A 22,201-nucleotide genomic window follows, 5' to 3' on the forward strand; every position below is an offset into this window, starting at 1 on the left:
GGTGGTATTGCAAGAATGCAGCCAGACAGGGCTGATTTAGTCTTTGCGCGAAGAACTCTGCATGATCAGCTTGATCAGAGGCCCCAGCGTGGCGCCCAGGCGAACCAGCCGAGTCAGGCTGCCGATACCGCCGCCCTTGGCACCCTTGCCGGTCAGAAAGCCCAACCCGATTACGGCCGCGATGCCCCAGAGCGGAGCGTGTTTGATGCCGAAGCCGTCTTGCAGGTTCTGCGTCATGTCACGCACCCGTTGCAGGGGCTGCAGCAGTTGTTGGGATTCGTGGCGAATTTCCTGGCGATGCATTTCCATGCGCAGGCGGATCAGCGCCTTGCGCATTTCCGTGCGTGAACTGTTGCGGGGGAGTTCTGGCAGGCTCATGGCAACAGGCGCTCCCGATCATTGGCCAACTCTTCCAGGGTGCCATGGAAGGGCGAGGACTCATCGAAAATCGCTGCTCTCAAACGCATCGCACAGAACAACGCTGCGAGGGTATAGAACACACAGAGCCCGATAATTGCTGCCAGGCGATAGGTGTCCCAAAACAGGATCAACACCAGCGTTGACAAGCCCACCAGCAACAACAAGGTAAAGACCAGCGTCAGGCCTGCAAACAGCAACAGGCTTACGGTGCGTGCTTTCTGCTCCTGCAGTTCGATGCCGAACAGTTCGACATGGCTGTGCAGCAATCCAAGAAACGCGGCACCCAGACGCCGCGATGAAGAGCGGGTGCCCGTCGCGGACGAGCCGGATTCATCGATCGCCATATCAGCGCCGAGTGGCCAGCAGACCAATCAGGAAACCCACGCCGGCCGCGATTCCGACCGATTGCCATGGGTTGGCCTGGACATAATCTTCCGTGGCGGTGACAGCCGCTTTGCCGCGCTCGCGCAGGGAGTCTTCGGTCAGCTTCAGGGTTTCCCTGGCACGCAACAGGCTGTCGCGGATCTGCTCACGCAGCTCATCGGCCTGATCACCGGCCAGTGAGGCGGTGTGTTCCAGCAACCGCTCGGTGTCGTTGACCAGTGTCTGAAAATCTTCCATCAGAATTTCTTGAGCAGTCTTTGCCTTGATGCGTGCCATTGGTGATCTCCGTAAGTGGCTTCTGAAGCGTTCGAGTATGAGCCTTGCGCGAAGGTTCAGTACAAATGACTGGTACATCTTTTGCTACGTCGTGGTGCGTCAGCCGGCGCCGTTGCGCTGTTGCCGGGCATGATTTCAGGAAAACCCTAACTCAAACAATCAAAACTCGCGCAGAGGCGGCGGTCTTGTGCGCCAAAGCGGTTCATTCGGATCAGCACTGCGATCTGGTTGAGCTGCAACTTGGTGCGTCGGCCATTTGTGCGAACTGCTTTGGTGCTTTTTTCAGCCTTCAGGTCTGCCAATCCATGGAAAATCTGCAAAGTGCTGTGGACAGTCTGGTCCATAGCTCCAACACGTTGTTCGTCCTTATCGGCGCGGTCATGGTTCTGGCCATGCACGCCGGTTTCGCTTTTCTCGAGGTCGGTACGGTTCGACAAAAGAACCAGGTCAACGCCTTGTCGAAGATCCTCAGCGACTTCGCCATTTCGACCCTGGCCTACTTCTTTATAGGCTATTGGATTTCCTACGGGGTCAGTTTCATGCAACCGGCGGCGGTGATCACTGCCGACCATGGCTATGGGCTGGTGAAGTTCTTCTTTCTGCTGACTTTTGCGGCGGCGATACCGGCGATCATTTCCGGAGGCATCGCCGAGCGCGCCCGGTTTGTCCCGCAGTTGTGTGCGACGGCGCTGATCGTGGCGTTCATCTATCCCTTCTTCGAAGGCGTGGTCTGGAACGGCAACTTCGGTCTGCAAGCCTGGTTGCTGGAGCGCTTCGGCGCCAGTTTCCATGACTTCGCCGGCTCCGTGGTGGTTCACGCCATGGGTGGCTGGCTGGCACTCGCGGCGGTGCTGTTGCTCGGGCCGAGGCAAGGTCGTTATCGCGACGGACGACTGGTGGCATTCGCACCGTCGAGCATTCCCTTTCTGGCGTTGGGGTCGTGGATCCTGATCGTCGGCTGGTTCGGCTTCAACGTAATGAGCGCCCAGACCCTGCAAGGGGTCAGCGGGCTGGTGGCGGTGAATTCGTTGATGGCCATGGTCGGCGGCACGGTGGCGGCTCTCATCGTCGGGCGTAATGACCCGGGCTTCCTGCATAACGGCCCGTTGGCCGGGTTGGTGGCGATCTGCGCCGGCTCCGATCTGATGCACCCGGTGGGCGCGTTGGTGACCGGTGCCATCGCCGGGGCACTGTTTGTCTGGTGTTTTACCGCGGCTCAAGGCAAATGGCATATCGACGATGTGCTGGGTGTCTGGCCTTTGCATGGTCTGTGTGGCGTCTGGGGCGGGATCGCTTGCGGCATTTTCGGTCAAACCGCTTTGGGTGGTTTGGGGGGCGTGAGCCTGACCAGCCAGTTGATCGGCACCTCTTTGGGGGTAGTCGTGGCGCTGGCCGGCGGCTTCGCGGTATACGGCGCGATCAAGGCGCTCCATGGTCTGCGCCTGAGCCAGGAAGAGGAGTACTACGGCGCGGACTTGTCGGTGCACAAGATCGGTGCCGTGAGTCAGGATTGAGTCACCGTTCTTCATCGTCGGCGCCGGGGTAAAAACCGTGCAGCAGGCGATAGCGGTCATGCCGTACCTGATCGACCCGGTCTTGCACCTGCTGGCCGGGTATGCCCAGCATGATCAGCGCATGGGAGGCGAGCATCAGGCTCGACTCCAGCAACTCGGGCACGACTTCGCTGGCGCCGGCCGCCTTCAACTCGGCCAACTGACTGTCGTCCCGGGTGCGCACCAGGATCGGCACGGTCGGGTTGAACCGGCGTGCTTCCTTGAGTATCAGCAGGGCAATGTCCGTCTTGTCCACGGCGACCACCAGCAATCTGGCGCGCTCCAACCCTATTGCGATCAGCAATTCGCCGCGGCGTGAGTCGCCGTAATGAACACCGCTTTCATTGACGGCAGCTTCCTGAACCCGCACCGGGTCGGTGTCCAGCGCAATGTAAGGTTGATGGACATGACGCAGGAAGCGCCCGATGGACTGACCTACGCGACCGTAACCACAGATCACTACGTGATTGTGCAAGCCGGCGTTGAGCGCGCTGACTTCTTCGAGTTCGGCTTCTTCGTTGGGCTTGCGGTGCAGGCGGGCGGCGACGTAGGGAGCGGCGCGCAGGAGTAAAGGCGTTATCAGCATCGAGCAGAAAGTGGCGGCCAGTAGCAGGCCGCCGAGGTCGGCGGGCATCAGTTTGTTCTGCTGCATCTGCGCCATCAGGGCAAAGCAGAATTCGCCGCCCTGAGCCAATGCCAGGCCGCTGCGCCAGGCGGTTTCGAGATCGCTGCCGCGCCATTTGACCAGCAGCGCGACCAGGGTGCCTTTGATCAGCAGCAACCCCAGCGTCAGACCGAGAATCAGCAGGCCGTGGCTGGCAAACAACTGCAAGTCGATCAGCATGCCGATACTGACGAAGAATACCCCGAGCAGGATGTCGCGGAACGGACGGATGTCCGCCTCGATCTGATGCCGATAGTGGCTTTCCCCCAGCAGCATGCCGGCGAGAAAGGCGCCCAGGGCAGGGGAGAGGCCGAGCAGGTGAGTCAGCCAGGCTGTCAGCAGAACGATCACCAGCGCCAACAGCACGAACAATTCCGCGGACCGGGCCGCGGCGACTTCATGGAACAGCCGTGGCAGGCACCAGCGACTGACCAGCAGCAGACCGGCGAATAGCACTATCGTCTTGCCCAGCGTCAATGGCAGAGCCCAATACCAGGCCTGGTCGCTGCTGCCGGCGAACACCGGAACCAGGGTCAACAGCAGCACCGCGACCACGTCCTGGAACAACAGCACGGCAATGGCATTCTGGCCGTGACGGCTGAAAATCTCGCCCAGGCTGCTCAACTCCTTGCTGACAATGGCGGTAGACGACAGCGCCAGACCGGCGCCGAGTAACAGGGCCGGCGTGGTGGGCATGCCGAACAGCATCAGCAAAGCCCCCAGCACGATCCCGGAACCCAGCACTTGCAGGCTGCCCAGGCCAAATACCACCTGGCGCAGTGCGAGCATTTTCGACAGGGAAAACTCAAGCCCCAGGGAGAACAGCAAGAACACCACGCCCAATTCGGCCAGGTCGGGCAACTCTTCGCTTTCATTTACCCAGTTGAAGGCTGTCGGCCCGATCATCAGTCCCACGCACAGATAGCCCAACACCGGTGGCAATCGCAGGCGCTGGAACAGTGCAATCACTACCAGGGAGGAGGCGAGGATGATCAACAGGTTGGCAAACACAAAAAACTCCGGTGAGGGTTCTGGCCACTCAAGCGTAGAGGCAAAAAAGACGCGAGCATCGTGTAAATGACAGTCGAGGTGAATGATGTGCGTCAGGAGTTTGCCAAAATCTCTTGAAATCAGCCATTGCTCAGACACTTGGGCCATCGACTCGACGGCTTTTGATCGCGGGCCTAGAATGAGCGCTTACTTCGTTTGGTCTTGTCGTCATGCTTCCTGAATGTCGTCTGTTCGGCACCCTTGGTTGCCATCTTTGTGAAGTCGCCGAAGCACTTCTGATGCCCTTTGTCGAAAACGGTTTGCTGGTGGAGCTGGTGGATATCGCTGGCGACGAAACGTGGTTCGAAGCTTACAGTCTGCGTATTCCGGTGTTACGGCGGGTCGATACCGGCGCTGAGTTGGGCTGGCCGTTCGATGCCGACCAGGTGGTGGCGTTCCTGCGCTAACCCTGACGCTGCTGGCGATGCCCCACCCGTCGCGGTCTTGTTTCATCCATTGGCGAAAGGTTGGTTATTCGGTTACTGTATGTTCATACAGTAGCTCGGATTGCCTGCCATGCTTTTCTCTGTTTCGGGTTTGGCAGCCGATCCCGGAAGTCAGAGGGATGAACCTTGGTCAATGTCGAACAATTGAAGAACAGCGTGAACCGGATGTCGGCGGACGTGGTACGCGAGGCTGTCCTCGAATTACGTCTGGATGGTCTGGTCACGGAAGGAAAAACGCCCTTCAACAAACTGCATTTCAATACCTGTTTCGCCGAAATCGAAGCCTTGTTCCAGCGTGCGGGTTATCACCGACAACTGGATGTCGTGGGCTATCAGGGGTTGCTGTATGCGCTTTATGATCCGGGGCGCTGGGAAGCGGTCGATGTGCTGCGCTGGCTCAAGGAGTTCACCGAAGCGGCTGCCCGGACGCAGTCGATACCGGCCTGAAGATTCTCTTCTAGGTTCGTTCCGGCCACTGTTGGATAATGCCGCCCTGCATTGAGGGTTAGAGCTTTTCGTATGTCCACTTCATCTTTTTCGGCTGCGCACAACCAGGCCAGTACGCTCTATCTGCCACCCGGTCCGTGGCAGACCGTATTCGATTGCCTGTGCGAACATTTCAGCGCCATCGGTCGTGAACAATGGCTGGACAGAATCGCTCGCGGCCGCGTCCTCGATGGGCAAGGTTTGCCGATCGGTCTGGACCTGGCTTACAAGGAAGGTCTGCGGATTCATTATTTCCGTGAGGTACCGGACGAAAAACCGATCCCGGTGGTGGAGTCGATTCTCTACGCCGATGAGCATCTGGTGGTGGCGGACAAGCCGCACTTTCTGCCGGTGACTCCGGCAGGGGAATACGTGGAGCAGACATTGCTGCGACGACTGATCCGTCGTCTGGATAACCCGCATCTGGTGCCTTTGCATCGCATTGACCGGCATACGGCGGGGCTGGTGCTGTTTTCAGCCAACCCCCAGAGTCGTTCGGCGTATCAGTCATTGTTCCCTACACGGCAGATTGAAAAACGCTACGAAGCAATTGCCCGGGCGTTGCCTGAACTTTCCTTTCCATTGGTCCATAAAAGTCGACTCATCGATGGCGAGCCGTTCTTTCGCATGCAGGAAGGTCCGGGAGCGAGCAATACCGAGACTGCCGTCGAGGTCAGGGAAAAAAACGGTGAGCTCTGGCGTTATGCGCTTTACCCGGTGACGGGCAAGAAACATCAGTTGCGAGTGCACATGGCTGCCCTGGGTGCCGGCATCTGCAATGACCCGTTCTATCCGCAAGTGCTCAAGGATGTAGCAGACGACTATGCCAACCCCTTGAAGCTGCTGGCTCAGGGATTGCGATTTGTCGATCCGGTCACTGGGCAGGAAAGAGAATTCGAGAGCACCATCACCTTGCAGTGGTGATCACAGGAGCTGGCGATCCTGCTTTTCTTCAGCCACGAAAAAGCCCGCTTTTATAAGCGGGCTTTTCTGTATCCGGTATCCGGTTGTCGTCGCAAAGATTACAACTCTTTAACGGTACGAACCTGATCCTTATTGACGCGGGTGTGTTTGCCATCCAGCTGTTCGAACTCGTAAAAGCCCGACTCTTTATCGTACTTCGGCGCGTCGACGGCCTGGATTTCTCGACCGTCATTCAAGGTGATCACTGCAGGCGATGCGCAACCGGCGAGGGTTGCAAGGCCCAGTGCAAGCATGAAAGTGGCGAGGGTCCGTTGGGTCATGGGTGTGTCTCCGAATGGAAATTCTTTTGGTTACCGAGCTTGAGACGTATACAACGCGCGCAAGTTCCTTCGAGTGTCAGTCTGACACAGTGCGGTGTGTGCTTAACAGTTCCGGCGTGTTGAGGTTGGCCAGGCGTGGGTCATTGTCGGGGCACAGCAGGGCTGTGGCGCCCAATTTGCGCATAAGGCGGCCCGGGCTGCGCTCGCCTTCGCTCCAGGCGGTCTCGAAAGCCGCTGAAAGAGCGACGGGAATTATGCACAGCAAGGGTTCCCAGTGTTCGCCATGGCGCAGCATCAGTGGTTTGTCCGGATGCTGCGCGGCGGTTTCACGCATGCTCTGGAGCAGTGCGGCATCGATGCGTGGCACATCGCAGGGCAGTACCAGCAGGTGAGTGTGGCGGGCAGCCTTCAGACCTGCGCGAATACCCGCCAATGGCCCGGGAAAATCGCCTTCGTCGTCATGGACCAACTGATCCGCATAAAGCGCATATTTCTCCAGGTTTCTGTTGCAGGAGATGATCAGGTCATCACTCAGCGAGCGCGTCTTGAGGTGCAAATGTGCAATCAGCGGCTCGCCGTGCCATTCCAGCAAACCCTTGTCCTGACCGCCCATGCGTTGGCCTCGCCCGCCGGCCAGGAGCAGAATGGAACAAGGCGGTAGAGGTGTATTCGAGGTCATCGCACTTCTCCATGGGGGCGGCGAAAAAATGAGGTGCTGTGATATAACACCGGGCTGTTTCTCCTACAACTGGACGAGCCTATGAAAGCCAAGGCTGATGTACCTTTCGCACCGCTCAACATTGCGGTGCTGACGGTCAGCGATACCCGTACCCTGGAAACCGATACCTCAGGCCAGGTCTTCGTCGACCGCTTGAGCGCTGCCGGTCATTACCTGGCGGCCCGGGTACTGCTCAAAGATGACCTCTACAAAATTCGCGCGCAAGTCGCCAACTGGATTGCCGATGAGGTCGTGCAAGTGGTGTTGATCACCGGTGGTACCGGGTTCACCGGTCGCGACAGCACGCCCGAAGCCGTGAGTTGCCTGCTGGATAAGCAGGTCGATGGTTTTGGTGAGTTGTTTCGGCAGATATCGGTGGCGGATATCGGCACCTCGACGGTTCAGTCCCGGGCTTTGGCTGGTCTGGCCAATGGCACGCTGGTTTGCTGCTTGCCGGGCTCGACCAATGCTGTGCGTACCGGCTGGGATGGCATTCTCGCCGAGCAACTGGATTCCCGGCACCGTCCGTGCAATTTCGTGGCCCATCTGAAACAGGCGGCACCCTGTGAATCCCGCGGGTAAGCCAGGCAAGACGGGCAGTCTGATGGCTGTCGAGGTGGCACTGGCGCGTTTGCTGGAGTTGGCCGATGCATCGAGGGTGCGCGAGCACGAACGCTTGCCGTTGGCACGGATTCAGGGGCGCGTACTGGCCGCTGATCTGGTCTCGACACTTGATTTACCACCCTGGCCCAACAGTGCCATGGACGGTTATGCCTTGCGCCTGGCTGACTGGACAGAAGAGCCGTTGGTGGTCAGTCAGAAGATTTTTGCAGGCCAGGCTCCGGAGCCCTTGAAGCCGGGTACCTGTGCGCGGATTTTCACCGGCGCGCCTGTGCCCGCGGGTGCCGACTGTGTCGAGATGCAGGAGAACGCCGAGGTTCAGGCGGATGAGCGGGTACGTTTCACCGAAACCATGACCCCAGGGCAGAACATCCGCCCACAAGGTCAGGAAACTACCGTCGGTGAGCTGATCTTGCCCGCAGGAACGCGCCTGGGGCCCATCGAACAGGGGCTGGCGGCATCACTGGGGTGCGCTGAACTGGACGTGGTTCGCAAGGTTCGTGTTGCAGTCCTGTCTACCGGGGATGAATTGGTTGAGCCGGGTCAGGCCCTTGGGCCAGGACAGATCTACAACAGCAATCGAGTGTTGCTCTGCAACTGGTTGCAGCGCTTGGGCTGTGAGGTGATCGATGCTGGCATTCTTCCCGATGATTTGGCGACCACTCGTGCCCGCCTTGGTGAGCTGAAGGAAGTCGACCTGATTCTCTCGACAGGGGGGGTATCGGTGGGAGAAGCCGACTTTCTGGGCATTGCATTGCGGGAAGAGGGCGAGCTGACCCTGTGGAAGCTGGCCATCAAACCAGGCAAACCGCTGACGTTCGGGCATTTTCGCGGCGTGCCTGTGATTGGTTTGCCCGGCAATCCGGCGTCGACCCTGGTGACTTTTGCTCTGTTGGCAAGGCCCTACCTCTTGCGTCGCCAAGGCGTAAAAGAGGTTGAGCCTCTGAAGTTTCAGGTACCTGCGGGTTTTGTCTGGCCAAAGGCTGGTAACCGACGTGAGTATTTGCGCGGACGTCTGGAGAATGGCCGGGCAATCATCTACAAGAATCAGAGCTCTGGCGTACTGCGTAGTGCTGCCTGGGCTGACGGTCTGGTTGAAGTGCTGGAGGGCCGTACGCTGATCGAGGGCGATTGGGTGAACTTCATCCCGCTGAGCGAAGTCTTGAGCTGATACCTGCCTTGGTTTTGCCACGCAAGTCCGGTTGATCGAGGGGGGCTTGCGTGCATCGCTACTCCTTAATGAGCCAGAAGTGTCACCACCTGGTCGAAGCGACTGTTGGCGACCCAGGCCAAAAGTCCCAGGACAACGGCTGTTCCGCCAGCTGAATAGGCGAGCCTGTGTTTGATGGCTTTGACGTCTCCGCGGACTTCATCCATGTCTCTTCGGATGTATTTGAGGTGTGTCTCCAGTTCAATGATGCGAGGTTCCATATCGACTTCTCCGGTGGGCTTTGCGCTGTTTTTGAGTTCAGCCTGATGATTGGCGCGATTGTCTGTGAACGGCGCGACCGGAGTGACCGGTAGTCTGATGTCATGGCTTTGCATGGAGTGAATGGCTCCTTGCGTTAAAACCATTCAAGTGGCCGATGCCGTTGTTACTTGCGCTTTCCGAGGCCCTTAAGGGTTTTCCATTCATTGTTTGCACGTCCTTGTGTAATTCCTTGGTGATGACTGATAACCGCTGACACAACGGTGTACCAATCGCCTTGGTGGGTCAATTGAGCCGATTCCTCATGTTTTGTAAGAAAAAATACCGCCCTGTAGGACTCAAGTTTCCTTCCCCCGGAAATAATTGAAATCCTTGCGACTTTTATGAAGGGCTGTGAGGTCAACATATCGCATACGGATTCCAGATAGGGGAGTGGCAAAAATGAGCGAGCGCAAGGCGCTGTTGATTCTGCATGGCAAGCAGGCACTCAATGAGCAGGTCCGTGCAGCCGTTGAAGGCAAGCGTCAGCAGGGCTGGGAACTGGCTGTTCGACTGACCTGGGAGGCAGGTGACGCACAGCGGCTGGTGGAAGAAGCGCTGACGGCAGGCTATACGCAGCTGATTGCCGGTGGCGGTGACGGCACCTTGCGTGATATCGCCGAAGCCATGGCGGCGCACCCGACGCAGGCCAGTCTGGTGCTTCTACCTTTGGGCACCGCCAACGATTTTGCTCGCGCCGCCGGTGTGCCACTGGAGCCCGCTCAGGCGCTGGAACTGTTGGAGACTGCCCCGCAACTCATTGATCTGGGGGAGGTCGGTGGGCAGGTTTTCCTGAACATGGCCACGGGCGGTTTTGGCAGTCAGGTCACGGCCAACACTTCCGAGGATCTGAAAAGAATCCTTGGGGGTGCGGCTTATCTATTCACGGGTTTGTCGCGTTTCAGTGAGTTGCATGCTGCCTGGGGCGAGCTGCAGGGACCGGATTTTCACTGGCGCGGCGAGCTGTTGGCATTGGGCATCGGTAACGGTCGACAGGCTGGCGGTGGTCATGTGTTGTGCCCGCAGGCACTGGCTGACGATGGTCTGCTGGATATCAGTATTTTGCCCGCCCCCCAGGAAGTGGTCGGTACTTTGAAAGATCTGCTGACCGATGGCTTCGGAATCGACAACATGTTTGTGAGAGCCCGTTTGCCATGGGTCGAGATCAAAGTCTCGGAGGGCCTCTATATCAACCTTGATGGCGAGCCCCTGGAGGGCGATAGCCTGCGCTTCTCTGCGCGTGCGGCGGCATTGCGTGTGCATTTGCCAGAGAACTCGCCACTGCTGAGCACTTCGCAAACGGCTAGTCGTCGAGACTGATGATCTGCTCACGCACGGCGAACAACACCAGGCCGGCCACATCGTAGATCTGCAAGCGCTTCATGATCTGCGAACGGTGGGTTTCAACAGTCTTGATGCTCAGGCCCAGGCCATTGGCGATTTCCCGGGTGGATTTTCCGCGAACAATCAGTCGCAGGATTTCCAGCTGACGTGCCGTCAGGTTGTGCGAGTCCTGGGTTGGCACCTGATTTTTCTGGGTTCGGGTCAGCGCCTGGTTGATGACAGTGTGGGCGATGGCCGGGCTCAGGTAGCGTTCGTTGTTGCGCAAGGCTTCCAGGGCATGTTCGAGCTCGGTGGCCGTGGTGTCTTTGAGCAGGTAGCCATGAGCCCCTGATTCCAATGCCTGCATGATCAGCGCAGGGTCGGTGTGCATCGACAGGATGAGCACTTTGCACTGCGGGCGTACTCGTTTGAGCCGCTGCAAGGCTTCAAGGCCGCCAGTTTCCTTCATGGAAATATCCAGCAGGATGATATCTGGGGACAGTTGCTCGACCATCTCGACTAACTGCGAGCCGTCATTGGCCTCGCCGATGACCGCATAGCCGGGAATATCCAGCACCAGAGCGCGTACGCCAGCCCTGATAAGTGAGTGGTCGTCCACCAGAAGTAAGTTACAAGTCAATGCATAACCTTATTGGTACTGGCCCGTTCAAGCGAACGGGGCGCCCAGGGGAAGAGTGCTTCGATTTGAGTGCCTTTGCCCAGCTCGCTGGTCACGGTCAGTGTGCCGCCTAACTGATCGATCCGTTCTGACATCCCGGCCATTCCGCGTTGCCCCTCACGACCGGGGTCTGCCGCTGGCGCGAAACCCAGGCCATCGTCGCTGATCAACAGTGCCAGGCCCTGGGGCAGGCGTTGCAGGCGGACCAACAGATTTCTGGCTTCGGCATGGCGCAGTATATTGGTAACCGCTTCTTGAGTGATTCGAAAGGCTGCCACCGCCATTTCCTCTGGTATGCCTGTCAAGCGTTGATGGCATTCCAGGCTCCAGTGCAATGACGTATTGGCCAGGGTCCTGAGTAAATGCGCGCGCAGACTGGCTTCCAGCCCGAGACTGGTCAGCTGCCGTGGATTCAGGATGGCCGACACATCACGAACCTTGGTCAGGGTTTCGTCCAGCGTATCGCAGAGTACCGAACACTGATCCTGTAGTTCTTCGGGCAATCGACGTTTGAGCCATTCGCTTTGAAGTTTTGCGGCGGTCAGCAACTGGCCGATGTCATCATGCAGTTCCCGACTGAGCCGGTGGCGTTCGTTTTCCTGAACTTCCAGCAGACGGTCAGCGAGTTCTTGAGGCTGAAACTTTATCGATTTGCGCGAGAGGCGATGCCTTACCCAGACGCAGGCCAGTGCCGCACAATTGAGCACCAGCAGACTCACCGGTAGAGGAATGGACAAGCTGTAGACCAGCAGGCTGCCAAGCGCCGAGCAGGTACACACTAAAAGCGTGAACCGGCGCGCGTTTTTCCGGGAGGGTGGCCACAGTGTGATTGACTTGAGGCTGGCGTACATAGCGGATGGAGCCAATGGATGTTCGCTGCGGGCAGACCGGCCATAAGGGCTGACGGGTCTCTGTGTGGAAATCTGTTGTATGAGTCGCCTTCAATGGCCGCGAAGCAGTGCTCGAAATACAGCCTTCAACGTTATCGGGCTGTTTTCGTCTGGAGCCAGTCTGCCATTAATTGACGTCAATGAATGGGCGGCATAATACCACTTAAGATACCGTTGGTCGCGTTCGGTATATAGGTCTGCACAGTCGGGAAATAACGTTTTTGGACGGTGGTTCCATAATGGAAAGACTTTTGTTTCTTACCTTCGAAAGATATCGAGTGTGCCAGGTGTTTTGTTTTTATTGACAGGCACTATCTGAAGTCGAGGCTGGGGTAACTATTTGTTTCGAGCAGCCGTCGACAGGGATGAAATATTCAATGGCGGCCTGAACACCCTCAAGTTAAAGGGCGGCATTATGGTAATAAAAATACCCGCGAGCTGGTGAGTTTAAGCTTGCCGTTCCGAGAACGAAACGAGCCTGAACGGCTTGAAGTGGCAGAGCGGCTGAAACTGGCTTTGTCCCACTTGAAATGCAAACGCTTCAATCAGGGAGGTCTGTTCACTGTCATCAAGGCTGAGTTGGCCGGTAGTTTGGTCGATGAGTTCGAGTTGCCAGGCCATTAATGTGAAGCAATCCTTGAGCGCATCCAGGGCCTCATCGTGCAGGTCCATCTGGTTCTGGGCGTGGCTCAGCAATCCATGAATATGCAGCGAGAATTCCGAAACCGCTGCCAGTGCCAGTGCCTCGGCCTTGCTGGCCAGTTTGAGAAGGCTGCTGAGCATGCAATCGATAGCGTCCTTGTCATTGCTGATCAACTGCAAATGACTCAGGCATTCCTCGGATTTGGCCAGGAGTGTTTCAGCCTCGACGAGAAACTCTGGAAATTGCTCAGCCCACTCTTTAGGGTCAATCGGCATGCTTATCTCCACAACGTCATGTCAGATGAGGGAATGTCGTGTGTGTCGACGAAAACGTTACGTGTCCGGTGCTGCAAAGCCTTCGTGAGATCACGCTCCGGCAGGCTTGGGCATTGGCTGGGGAACTTGAGAGGGTGGATGGCCACTGACCTTCGATCGCACACAAAAGCCTGACTCCGTTCATGCAATGAGAATGGCGTCACATTAATGGCTATTGGATATTGCGAATATCAGGTTGGGCCTGATTGTGCATAGGGGAATCCCTTACGCAGGGGAACCTAACGTGCAGACCTAGGTCGCGTCGCCGGGGATGAAGCAGATGTAATCACGAAGCCAGTAAAGCATGATGTTAATGTGACATCAATGCTTGATCGTGGCATTTTGTCTGGGGGTCAAGATCCGGCAAGAACAGCCGATAACTCCCTTTAGTGAATTCATCAGAACAAGCCCAGGAGTCATTAATGGCCGGCATTCTCGACACGGTAGACCAACGCACGCAACTGGTGGGTGAGAATCGCCTGGAAATTCTCATGTTCCGGCTGGCCGGACGGCAATTGTTCGCGATCAACGTCTTCAAGGTCCAGGAAGTACTGCAGCTGCCGAAGCTGACCCTGATGCCGCAGCGCCATCCCTTTGTCTGCGGTGTGGTCAACCTGCGTGGCCAGACGCTGCCAGTGATCGACCTGTCCCAGGCCATCGGCATGCGTCCGCTGGTGCCGAGCCCTACCAGTACGATCATCGTCACCGAGTACAATCGCTCGGTGCAGGCGTTCCTGGTCGGTGGCGTGGACCGCATCGTCAACATGAACTGGGAAGCCATTCTGCCGCCGCCGACCAGCGCCGGCCGCCAGCATTACCTGACCGCCATCAGCAAGGTCGACGATCAGTTGGTGGAAATCATCGATGTCGAAAAAGTCCTGGCCGAAATCGTTCCGTACAACGCCAAGGTATCGCGCGACAAACTCGACGATCCGGTTCTGGAGCGCGCTCGTGGTCGTGAAGTGCTGTTGGTGGATGACTCGAACGTCGCCCTGTCGCAATTGCGCGACACCCTGGGGCAGTTGGGCGTGAAGATGCACATCGCCAGCGATGGCTTGAAGGCTCTGAACATGCTCAAGGCCTGGGCTGATACCGGCGTGAACATGACCGACAAGCTGCTGATGATTTTCACCGATGCGGAAATGCCGGAGATGGACGGCTACCGCCTGACCACCGAAATCCGTAACGACCCCCGTTTGCGCGGCCTTTATGTGGTCCTGCACACCTCGCTGTCGGGTAGCTTCAACGACTCGATGGTCAAGAAGGTCGGCTGCGACAACTTCCTTTCCAAGTTCCAGCCCGACAAACTCGTCGACGTGGTGCGTCAGCGCCTGATGCTCGACGAAGTGCCTGCCTGATAGCGATCTGGAAGAGCGCGGTGGCAGGGTTTGGGGCTGCTGCGCAGCCCAACGGGGGCAAGCCCTCGACACGGGCCCTTTGATTCGGTAATCAAGCTCGTATAGGGTGGCGTTCTTTACACATCAGGGAGCTGGCCATGCGTCTGAGCGCGCTTTATCGTTTTCCGTTGAAATCCGGCAAGGGCGAGACCCTCAATCAGGTCAGCCTGGACAAACTGGGACTGGACGGCGATCGACGCTGGATGTTGGTGGACGAGGCCAGCGGGCGCTTTCTGACCCAGCGCGCGGTCGCGAAAATGAGTCAGCTGTCGGCGTTATGGAATGCCGATGGCGGCTTGACCCTCAGTGCCCCGGGCCATTCACCGATCGATATTGCGTTGCCTGCTGGCGACGCAGAGCTGCGCGGTGTGACCATCTGGCGCGACACCTTGCGCGTTCCTGATGCCGGCTTTGCTGCCGCTGCCTGGGTCAGTGAGTTCGTCGGCAAGCCGACGCGTCTGGTGCAAGTGCCGATTGATCGCGCTCGGACCACTCAGGCCGGCTATGGCAAGGACGATGATCAGGTGGCTTTTGCCGACGGCTTTCCGTTGTTGCTGATTGGTCAGGCGTCGCTGGAAGACTTGTCGAGCAAGGTCGGGCGGCCGCTGGAGATGTTGCGTTTTCGGCCCAATCTGGTGATCGAGGGCAGCGAGGCATATGCCGAAGATAGCTGGAAGCGCATCCGTATTGGTGAAGTCGAGTTTCGCGTGGTCAAGTCCTGCTCACGCTGCATTCTGACCACTATCGACCCGCAGACCGGTGAACGCAGTGACGACCGTGAACCGCTGGCGACCTTACAGAAATACCGGGCCCAGGAAGACGGCGCGATGTTTGGTCAGAATCTGGTCAATGATGGCAATGGCCGGCTCGAAGTCGGCATGCCGGTGACGATCCTCGAATAAAAGCCCTTCAAAATGAAAAATGCCCGTGTCCAAGGACACGGGCATTTTTTGTCGCTGTGAAAACCCAGGATTTTAGCCGCGGTATTCGCACAGGTAAGCGGTGTCGACGGCTACTTTCAGCTGGAACTTGCTGTTGGCGGGCACGTTGAACTGGCTGCCGGCGGCGAAAGTTTCCCAGTCGCTGCTCTCAGGCAGTTTGACAGTCAGGGCGCCGGACACCACGTGCATGATTTCACGCTGGCTGGTGCCGAATTCGTATTCGCCCGGTGCCATGACGCCGATGGTCGCCGGACCTTCAGCGGTACCAAAGGCGATCGACTTGACGGTGCCGTCGAAGTACTCGTTGACTTTAAACATGGGCGATTCCTCGAAAAGGGCTAAAAATGGTTAAAAAGGGCCGGCCAGTATGCACAAGGTGTCGATAGGCGTCACCTCCTGCACTCAAGGAATAGCCGGGAAAATCAGAGGTAACAAGCGCGCCGTATTGCGCGCGTCCTCAAGAGCCCGATGCTGTTGACCATTGAATTGCAGGCCCGCCAGTTGCAGGGCTCCATTAAGCCCCAGCGGGCGCTCCAGGCGACGGGCCTTGGCGAAGCGTTGCTTGAGGTTCATGTGCGGCACCCGGCTCAGGGCGCTGTCGAGTTGCAGGCGCTGCCAGTCCTGAAGCAGTTGTTTGCGGTCGTAATCGCCCCAACTGGCCCAGCCTTCCAGGCGCGCGTGATGTTGGCCGAGCCAGCATTCGAACAACGGCCAGACGTCGGTGAGCGGCTGTGCGGCATCGACGTTGGCCTGGGTGATGTGGGTCAGTTCCCGGCAAAACGGCGTCAGCAACGGACGACGCAACGGGCGCACGAAGCCCTGGAAGTGATCCAGTTCCCGGCCCTTGCGGTCCACGAGGGTGGCGCCGATTTCGATGATTTCCATTTCCGTTACTGGCCAGCCGCCCTCATCGGTGGTGGCTTCCAGATCAATGACCAACCAGTGAGGCATCGCAGGGTTCCTGGTATCCGCGTCCTGATAGGGCTTGAGGGTAGCCAAACCCGGCGGATCCGCCTAGCGGCTTATTCGACCTCCAACAAAATCTGACGATTTTTCACCTGATCGCCGACCCTGACCTGCAAGCGTTTGAGCACCCCGTCGATACCCGATTTGAGCGGATGCTCCATTTTCATCGCTTCAAGCACCACCAGCAGCTGACCTTTGCTGACCGGGCTGCCCTCATTGACCAATACATCGATAATCGCCCCGTCCATCGGCGCCTTGAGCGTGCCGGAACTGACACTGACCTGGCCGCTGACCAGCGCCTGGGTCCGATCGACCAGCCGCAGGCTGCCGGGGCGCGTGAGCAACCAGAGTTGCCCGGCTTCGAGGCGGTAGGCATGGCGTTGGCGGATGCCGTCGATTTCCAGGGTGGCCCAGCGTCCGTCGCACCCGATGATCTTCAGCTCAAGGGCACGGGCGCCAACCTGGACACGGAAGGGCTCGCCAGGTTCCGCGTGCAGTTCTACCGGCCAATCCTGATCCTCCAGGCCGATTCGGTAGTGCAAAGGTACGCTGGCGTTATTGCGCCAACCGGCCAGCGGGGCACGGTGAGCCTGGGCTGAAGCTTGATAAAACAGCGTCGCCGCGATGGCCAGTTCCTCGGCGCTTGGCACATGGGGGTGCAGGCAGGGATGGTCGGCGAAGTACGTGGGGATGAACCCGGTGCTGAACTCGCCGCTGATGAACTGCGGATGCTCCAGCAGACTGGCGAGCAAGCGCTGATTGCTCTGCACGCCCAGCAGTACGCTGTCCTGCACCGCCCGCAGTAATTTGCGCCGGGCTTCTTCACGGGTGGCGCCGTGGGCGATGAGCTTGCCCAGCATCGGGTCATAGAACGGGCTGACAGACTGACCCTCGATCAGGCCATGATCGATCCGCGTGCCGGACTGCAACGCAGGTTCCCAGGCCACGATTCGCCCGGTTTGCGGCACAAATCCCTGGACCGGATCTTCGGCATACAGGCGCACCTCCATGGCGTGCCCGTTGAGCTGCACCTGTTCCTGTCGCAGCGGCAGCGGTTGCCCTTCGGCGATGTGTAACTGCCAGGCCACCAGATCGAGGCCGGTGATCAGCTCGGTCACCGGGTGTTCCACTTGCAACCGAGTGTTCATCTCCAGGAAGTAGAACTGCCCGCGAGCGTCGAGCAGGAACTCCACAGTGCCAGCCCCCACGTAATTCACCGCACGACCCGCCTTGAGCGCCGCTTCGCCCATGGCCTGGCGCAACTCGGTGGTCATTACCGGGCAGGGGGCTTCTTCGATGATTTTCTGGTGGCGGCGCTGGATCGAACAATCGCGCTCGCCGAGGTAGATCAGGTTGCCGTGCTGGTCGCCAAACACCTGAACCTCGACGTGACGCGGATCGATCAACGCTTGTTCGAGGATCAATTCGTCGCTGCCAAACCCGTGCAGGGCTTCGGAGCGCGCGGTGCGGATCTGCTCCAGCAACTCGGCAGCGCTGTGCACCAGGCGCATGCCGCGACCGCCACCGCCGGCGCTGGCCTTGATCATCAGCGGGTAGCCGATGCGTTCGGCTTCGCGGCTCAGGGTCGAGTCGTCCTGTTTGCTGCCCTGATAGCCTTTTATGCAGGGCACGTCCGCTTTGATCATGGCGAGTTTCGACAGGCGCTTGCTGCCCATCAGCTCAATGGCTTCGGGGCTGGGACCGATGAAGATGATACCGGCCTGTTGGCAGGCGAGGGCGAAACCGGCGTTTTCCGAGAGGAAGCCATAACCGGGGTGGATCGCATCGGCACCGGTGCGCCGGGCGGCGTCGATGATGGCCGGGATGTTCAGATAAGACTGCTGCACCGGCGCCGGGCCGATGTTCACGGCTTCGTCGGCCATCTGCACGTGCAGCGCATCGGCGTCGGCATCGCTGAACACCGCGACGGTGCGGTAGCCCAGGTTTTGCGCGGTGCGCTGGACGCGACAGGCGATTTCACCGCGGTTGGCGATCAGGATTTTGCTGAAGGCGGGCATGGGATATTCCCTTTGTATTGCTATGAATGTGATGGCCCCATCGCGAGCAGGCTCGCTCCCACATTTGAAATGCATTCCCCTGTGGGAGCGAGCCTGCTCGCGATGCTTTTAAGGCGCCCAACCCGGTTTACGCTTTTGCACAAAGGCCATGGTCCCCTCGATGCCTTCGGCCCCGGTCAGCGCTTCGCTGAACCACTCGGCCGCCTGATCCAGCAGGCCATCGGAGGGTTGTCCGGCACTTGCCAGCAAGAGTTTTTTGGTCGCCGCATTCGCCCCCGGCGCGCAACACAACACATGGGCCAGCACTTCATCGAGGCGCTCGGCCAAGGCTTGCGGGTCATGCTCGACAAAATGCACCAGCCCCATGCGCCGCGCCTGGGTGCCATCGAAACGCGCCGCCGTCAGGGCCAGTCGACGGGCCTGGGTCAGACCGATGCGCTGCACCACGAACGGCGCAATCTGCGCGGGCAACAGGCCGAGGCTGGTTTCCGGCAGGCCGAATTGCGCCTGATGATCGGCCATCGCGATATCGCTGACGCAGGCCAGACCGAAGCCGCCGCCAAGCACCGCGCCTTGCAGCACGGTGATGACCACTTGCGGCGCGTGCTGGGTTTCTTCCAGCAAGGCGCCAAACACGCGATTCAATTCGCGGTAGGCCGTCTTGCCTTGAGCGCGGGCGTTGGCCATGTCCTTGATGTCGGCACCGGCACAAAAATGCCCGCCAGCACCGCCGATCACCAGCGCGCGAACCTGCCGGTCATCCCGCACCGCCGCCAGCACCGCCCGCAGTTCAGCGACCATCTGCAAGCTCATGGCATTACGGCTGTCGGGACGATTGAGGGTGATGTGCAGGACACTGTTATGCAGCTCGAGCAACAGGGTCTGACAAGCGGGGAGGGTGCTCATTTCTTTTTCCCCGGCAGGATGCCCATGAGTTTGCAGATGATCCCCAGCATGATTTCGTCGGCACCGCCGCCGATCGATACCAACCGCACGTCGCGGTAAGCCCGGGCCACCGGGTTGTCCCACATGAAGCCCATGCCGCCCCAATATTGCAGGCAACTGTCGCTGACCTCCCGGCCCAGTCGCCCGGCCTTGAGTTTGGCCATGGACGCCAGGCGGGTAACGTCCTGGCCCGTGATGTATTGCTCGGTGGCCTGATAGACCAGTGCCCGCAGGCATTCGATTTCGGTTTGCAGTTCGGCCAGGCGAAAGTGGATGACCTGGTTGTCGATCAGCGCATTGCCGAAGGTTTTGCGCTCCTTGCAGTACTCGATGGTGCTGTCGACGCAGTACTCCAGGCCTTTGATCATGTTCGCCGCGCCGAACAGCCGTTCTTCCTGGAACTGCAGCATCTGCATCATGAACCCCGCGCCTTCATGGCCGATGCGGTTGCGTTGCGGCACGCGCACGTTGTCGAAAAACACCTGGGCGGTTTCCGAACTGCGCATGCCGAGCTTGTCCAGGTGTGAACTGAGGCTGATGCCGGGGCTGTTCATCGGCACCATGATCAGCGACTTGTTGATGTGCGGTTTGTCGTCCGAGGTGTTGGCCAGCAGACAGATGAAATCGGCGCTCGGCGAATTGGTGATCCACATCTTGCTGCCGTTGATCACGTAGTCATTGCCGTCCTTGCGGGCGGTGGTTTTCAAACCTGCCACGTCGGAGCCGGCACCGACTTCGGAGACGCCAATGCAGCCGACCTGCTCGCCGGTGATCGCGGGGCGGAGGAATTCTTCGCGCAGTTCATCGGAGCCAAAACGTGCCAGCGCCGGGGTGCACATGTCGGTCTGCACGCCGATGGACATCGGAATGCCGCCACAATGAATGGTGCCGAACTCCTCGGCCGCCACAATCGAATAGCTGTAATCGAGCCCCATGCCGCCAAATCTTTCCGGTTTGGAAATTCCCAGCAGACCGAGCTCACCGGCCTTGCGGAAGATCTCATGGATCGGAAAACGCCCGGCCTTTTCCCATTCATCGACGTGAGGATTGATCTCGTGATCGACGAATTGGCGGACGGTGCGGCGCAGTGCTTCGTGTTCCTGGGTGAAGATCATTTTTATTGTTCTCCTGATCGCCCTTAGAAGCGGGCTACACCAAAACTGTTGGGTTGCAGTCCACGAACCTCGGCCTCGTGGCAGATGTCCAGCAAGTACCCGAGCAGCGTGCGGGTATCCCGCGGATCGATCAGCCCGTCGTCCCACAGATTGGCGCTGCCATACAGCGCGGTGGACTGGCTGTCGAGTTTCTGCGCAGTGACCTGTTCCAGCATGTCGAGCATTTTCGGGTCGGGCACCAACCCGTCCTTCAGCTGTTTGGCTTCGGTGACGATCCGCAGCACTTTGCCGGCCTGGGCACCGCCCATCACCGCGGTGCGGCTGTTGGGCCAGGCGAAGATGAAGCGTGGGTCGAGGCCGCGGCCGCACATCGCGTAGTTGCCGGCACCGTAGGAACCGCCGACGACGATCGTCAGTTTGGGCACTCGGGCATTGGCCACCGCTTGAATCATTTTCGCGCCGTGCTTGATCACGCCTTGCTGTTCCGACTCGGTGCCAACCATGAAGCCGGTGGTGTTGTGGAAAAACAGCAGCGGCGTCTGGCTCTGGTCGCAGAGCTGAATGAACTGCGCGGCCTTGCTCGCGCCTTTGGGCGTGATGGGGCCGTTGTTGCCGATGAAACCGCAGGCTCGACCCTGAATCTGCAAATGCCCGCAGATTGTTTGCTGGTCGAACTCGCCCTTGAATTCGAGGAAGTTCGACGCGTCGGCAATCCGGGCGATTATTTCGCGCACGTCGTAAGGCTTTTTCGGGTCATCCGGGATCAGACCCAGCAGTTCGTCGATGGGGAAGAGCGGTTCTTCCCACCGACGTTCGGGTAACCGTGGCAACTGATCGTTCCACGGTAGCAGGCTCATGATCTCGCGCACCTGGCGCACGCCGTCGGCATCGTTCTCGGCCAGGTATTCGGCGGTGCCGGCGGTTTGCGCGTGCATTTCGGCGCCGCCCAGTTCTTCGTCGGTGGCGACTTCACCGGTGGCAGCCTTGAGCAGCGGCGGCCCGGCGAGAAACAGCTTGGCCTTGCCGCGCACCACCACCACGTAATCCGACAACCCCGGCTGATAAGCACCTCCCGCCGTGGCCGAGCCATGGACCACGGTGATTTGCGGCAAGCCCATGGCCGACATCCGCGCCTGATTGGCAAAGCTGCGCGCGCCTTCGACGAAAATCTCCGCCGCGTAATTGAGGTTGGCACCTCCGCTTTCCGCGAGGGTGATTACCGGTAATTTGTTTTCCATGGCGATCTGTTGCAGGCGCAGAGACTTTTTCAAACCGCTGGGGGAAATGGTTCCACCCTTGATCGCGCTGTTGTTCGCCACCACTAGCACCCGTGCGCCGGACACGTAACCGATCCCGGCGATCAAACCGCCGCCCGCCGAGCTGCCGTCCTTGTCATCGTGAAGCTTGTAGCCGGCCAGGCTGGCCAGTTCGAGGAATGGCGCGCCGGGATCGAGCAATAGATTAAGGCGTTCACGAGGCAGCAGTTGCCCGCGCTTGTCGAATCTGGGCTTGGCTTCGGCGGCTTTATTCAGCAGATTTTTCTCAAGCTGGCGGACCTGCTCGATGCCGGCCAGCATGGCCGCTCGGTTGCGGGCGAACGGTTCGCTGAACGGGTCGACTTGGGACTGGATCACCGGCAT

The 22,201-nt window shown here is 59.0% G+C and carries 25 protein-coding genes; 9 read left to right on the forward strand and 16 right to left on the reverse strand.

The genetic code is table 11. The features are described 5' to 3' along the window. Nucleotides 1-36 precede the first annotated feature (36 nt). The 3 genes from AACY49_RS15995 to AACY49_RS16005 are packed head-to-tail and all read right to left on the reverse strand — an operon-like array spanning nt 37 to nt 1,080. Nucleotides 37-378, reverse strand: coding sequence for a hypothetical protein (locus tag AACY49_RS15995; RefSeq protein ID WP_258699826.1), 342 nt, complete (start codon nt 376-378; stop codon nt 37-39). Beyond that, nucleotides 375-764: a phage holin family protein gene (locus AACY49_RS16000; RefSeq protein WP_258699827.1), complete on the reverse strand. Its 390-nt coding sequence runs from the start codon at nt 762-764 to the stop codon at nt 375-377. The genes AACY49_RS15995 and AACY49_RS16000 overlap by 4 nt, the downstream gene beginning before the upstream one ends. Nucleotide 765: 1 nt before the next feature. Next, the gene (locus AACY49_RS16005) at nt 766-1,080 is read right to left on the reverse strand and encodes a DUF883 family protein (RefSeq protein WP_258699828.1); all 315 of its coding nucleotides are present in this window, start codon (nt 1,078-1,080) and stop codon (nt 766-768) included. A gap of 305 nt (nt 1,081-1,385) precedes the next feature. On the opposite strand from AACY49_RS16005, the gene AACY49_RS16010 reads away from it, so the two are divergent. Further along, the gene (locus AACY49_RS16010; protein WP_339524985.1) at nt 1,386-2,594 is read left to right on the forward strand and encodes an ammonium transporter; all 1,209 of its coding nucleotides are present in this window, start codon (nt 1,386-1,388) and stop codon (nt 2,592-2,594) included. Between the two features lies 1 nt (nt 2,595). On the opposite strand, the gene AACY49_RS16015 is transcribed toward AACY49_RS16010, so the two are convergent. Beyond that, nucleotides 2,596-4,308 carry a cation:proton antiporter gene (locus AACY49_RS16015; protein ID WP_258699830.1) on the reverse strand — a complete coding sequence of 571 codons (1,713 nt, stop codon included), beginning with the start codon at nt 4,306-4,308 and terminating at the stop codon, nt 2,596-2,598. Nucleotides 4,309-4,517: 209 nt separating this feature from the next. On the opposite strand from AACY49_RS16015, the gene AACY49_RS16020 reads away from it, so the two are divergent. The 3 genes from AACY49_RS16020 to AACY49_RS16030 all read left to right on the forward strand — a co-directional run bounded on the left by AACY49_RS16020 (nt 4,518) and on the right by AACY49_RS16030 (nt 6,203). After that, nucleotides 4,518-4,754 (forward strand): glutaredoxin family protein, encoded by a 237-nt coding sequence (locus AACY49_RS16020; protein ID WP_258699831.1) that lies wholly within the window; start codon nt 4,518-4,520, stop codon nt 4,752-4,754. Between the two features lie 165 nt (nt 4,755-4,919). Next, the gene (locus AACY49_RS16025; RefSeq protein ID WP_007895054.1) at nt 4,920-5,240 is read left to right on the forward strand and encodes a hypothetical protein; all 321 of its coding nucleotides are present in this window, start codon (nt 4,920-4,922) and stop codon (nt 5,238-5,240) included. 72 nt (nt 5,241-5,312) lie between these two features. After that, on the forward strand, nt 5,313-6,203 hold the full coding sequence (locus tag AACY49_RS16030; protein ID WP_258699832.1) for a pseudouridine synthase: 891 nt from the start codon (nt 5,313-5,315) through the stop codon (nt 6,201-6,203). A 98-nt stretch (nt 6,204-6,301) separates the two neighbouring features. On the opposite strand, the gene AACY49_RS16035 is transcribed toward AACY49_RS16030, so the two are convergent. Together AACY49_RS16035 and mobA are read right to left on the reverse strand one after the other, a co-directional pair. Then, entirely contained in the window at nt 6,302-6,523 is a 222-nt protein-coding gene (locus tag AACY49_RS16035; protein WP_258699833.1) for a YgdI/YgdR family lipoprotein, read from the reverse strand. Between the two features lie 76 nt (nt 6,524-6,599). Then, nucleotides 6,600-7,202 (reverse strand): molybdenum cofactor guanylyltransferase MobA, encoded by a 603-nt coding sequence (gene mobA, locus AACY49_RS16040; RefSeq protein ID WP_258699834.1) that lies wholly within the window; start codon nt 7,200-7,202, stop codon nt 6,600-6,602. A gap of 81 nt (nt 7,203-7,283) precedes the next feature. Between mobA and moaB the strand changes: the two genes are divergently transcribed. Beyond that, nucleotides 7,284-7,823, forward strand: a complete 540-nt coding sequence (moaB, locus tag AACY49_RS16045; protein WP_258699835.1) for a molybdenum cofactor biosynthesis protein B — start codon at nt 7,284-7,286, stop codon at nt 7,821-7,823. After that, nucleotides 7,807-9,033 carry a molybdopterin molybdotransferase MoeA gene (locus AACY49_RS16050; RefSeq protein WP_339524992.1) on the forward strand — a complete coding sequence of 409 codons (1,227 nt, stop codon included), beginning with the start codon at nt 7,807-7,809 and terminating at the stop codon, nt 9,031-9,033. The genes moaB and AACY49_RS16050 overlap by 17 nt, the downstream gene beginning before the upstream one ends. A gap of 65 nt (nt 9,034-9,098) precedes the next feature. On the opposite strand, the gene AACY49_RS16055 is transcribed toward AACY49_RS16050, so the two are convergent. Beyond that, on the reverse strand, nt 9,099-9,407 hold the full coding sequence (locus AACY49_RS16055; protein ID WP_258699837.1) for a hypothetical protein: 309 nt from the start codon (nt 9,405-9,407) through the stop codon (nt 9,099-9,101). Between the two features lie 325 nt (nt 9,408-9,732). Between AACY49_RS16055 and yegS the strand changes: the two genes are divergently transcribed. Continuing rightward, on the forward strand, nt 9,733-10,650 hold the full coding sequence (gene yegS, locus AACY49_RS16060) for a lipid kinase YegS (protein WP_258699838.1): 918 nt from the start codon (nt 9,733-9,735) through the stop codon (nt 10,648-10,650). Here yegS and AACY49_RS16065 read toward each other — a convergent pair. From AACY49_RS16065 to AACY49_RS16075, 3 genes are all read right to left on the reverse strand, one after another. Continuing rightward, on the reverse strand, nt 10,634-11,293 hold the full coding sequence (locus AACY49_RS16065) for a response regulator (RefSeq protein ID WP_258699839.1): 660 nt from the start codon (nt 11,291-11,293) through the stop codon (nt 10,634-10,636). The genes yegS and AACY49_RS16065 overlap by 17 nt on opposite strands. Then, nucleotides 11,290-12,183 carry a sensor histidine kinase gene (locus tag AACY49_RS16070; protein WP_339525056.1) on the reverse strand — a complete coding sequence of 298 codons (894 nt, stop codon included), beginning with the start codon at nt 12,181-12,183 and terminating at the stop codon, nt 11,290-11,292. The genes AACY49_RS16065 and AACY49_RS16070 overlap by 4 nt, the downstream gene beginning before the upstream one ends. Nucleotides 12,184-12,669: 486 nt before the next feature. Beyond that, entirely contained in the window at nt 12,670-13,140 is a 471-nt protein-coding gene (locus AACY49_RS16075) for a hypothetical protein (RefSeq protein ID WP_258699840.1), read from the reverse strand. Between the two features lie 461 nt (nt 13,141-13,601). On the opposite strand from AACY49_RS16075, the gene AACY49_RS16080 reads away from it, so the two are divergent. Further along, nucleotides 13,602-14,537 carry a chemotaxis protein CheV gene (locus AACY49_RS16080; protein ID WP_018929995.1) on the forward strand — a complete coding sequence of 312 codons (936 nt, stop codon included), beginning with the start codon at nt 13,602-13,604 and terminating at the stop codon, nt 14,535-14,537. Nucleotides 14,538-14,674: 137 nt separating this feature from the next. Then, the gene (locus AACY49_RS16085) at nt 14,675-15,478 is read left to right on the forward strand and encodes an MOSC domain-containing protein (protein ID WP_258699841.1); all 804 of its coding nucleotides are present in this window, start codon (nt 14,675-14,677) and stop codon (nt 15,476-15,478) included. 72 nt (nt 15,479-15,550) lie between these two features. Here the strand turns inward: AACY49_RS16085 and ppnP are convergent, their stop codons facing one another. The 6 genes from ppnP to atuC form a co-directional block, all read right to left on the reverse strand. After that, entirely contained in the window at nt 15,551-15,835 is a 285-nt protein-coding gene (gene ppnP, locus AACY49_RS16090) for a pyrimidine/purine nucleoside phosphorylase (RefSeq protein WP_258699842.1), read from the reverse strand. Between the two features lie 84 nt (nt 15,836-15,919). Beyond that, nucleotides 15,920-16,468, reverse strand: coding sequence for an exonuclease domain-containing protein (locus AACY49_RS16095; protein ID WP_339524999.1), 549 nt, complete (start codon nt 16,466-16,468; stop codon nt 15,920-15,922). Nucleotides 16,469-16,539: 71 nt separating this feature from the next. Further along, nucleotides 16,540-18,501, reverse strand: a complete 1,962-nt coding sequence (locus tag AACY49_RS16100; RefSeq protein ID WP_339525001.1) for an acetyl/propionyl/methylcrotonyl-CoA carboxylase subunit alpha — start codon at nt 18,499-18,501, stop codon at nt 16,540-16,542. A 108-nt stretch (nt 18,502-18,609) separates the two neighbouring features. Next, a complete protein-coding gene (locus tag AACY49_RS16105) occupies nt 18,610-19,407 on the reverse strand; it encodes an enoyl-CoA hydratase/isomerase family protein (RefSeq protein ID WP_339525003.1) in 798 nt (265 codons plus the stop codon). Beyond that, the gene (gene atuD / locus AACY49_RS16110; protein WP_339525005.1) at nt 19,404-20,561 is read right to left on the reverse strand and encodes a citronellyl-CoA dehydrogenase; all 1,158 of its coding nucleotides are present in this window, start codon (nt 20,559-20,561) and stop codon (nt 19,404-19,406) included. The genes AACY49_RS16105 and atuD overlap by 4 nt, the downstream gene beginning before the upstream one ends. 23 nt (nt 20,562-20,584) lie before the next feature. Next, on the reverse strand, nt 20,585-22,201 hold the full coding sequence (gene atuC, locus AACY49_RS16115; protein WP_339525007.1) for a geranyl-CoA carboxylase subunit beta: 1,617 nt from the start codon (nt 22,199-22,201) through the stop codon (nt 20,585-20,587).

Origin of the sequence: Pseudomonas sp. EL_65y_Pfl2_R96, from assembly GCF_963970905.1 — a bacterium.
In the GTDB taxonomy this organism is placed as follows: domain Bacteria; phylum Pseudomonadota; class Gammaproteobacteria; order Pseudomonadales; family Pseudomonadaceae; genus Aquipseudomonas.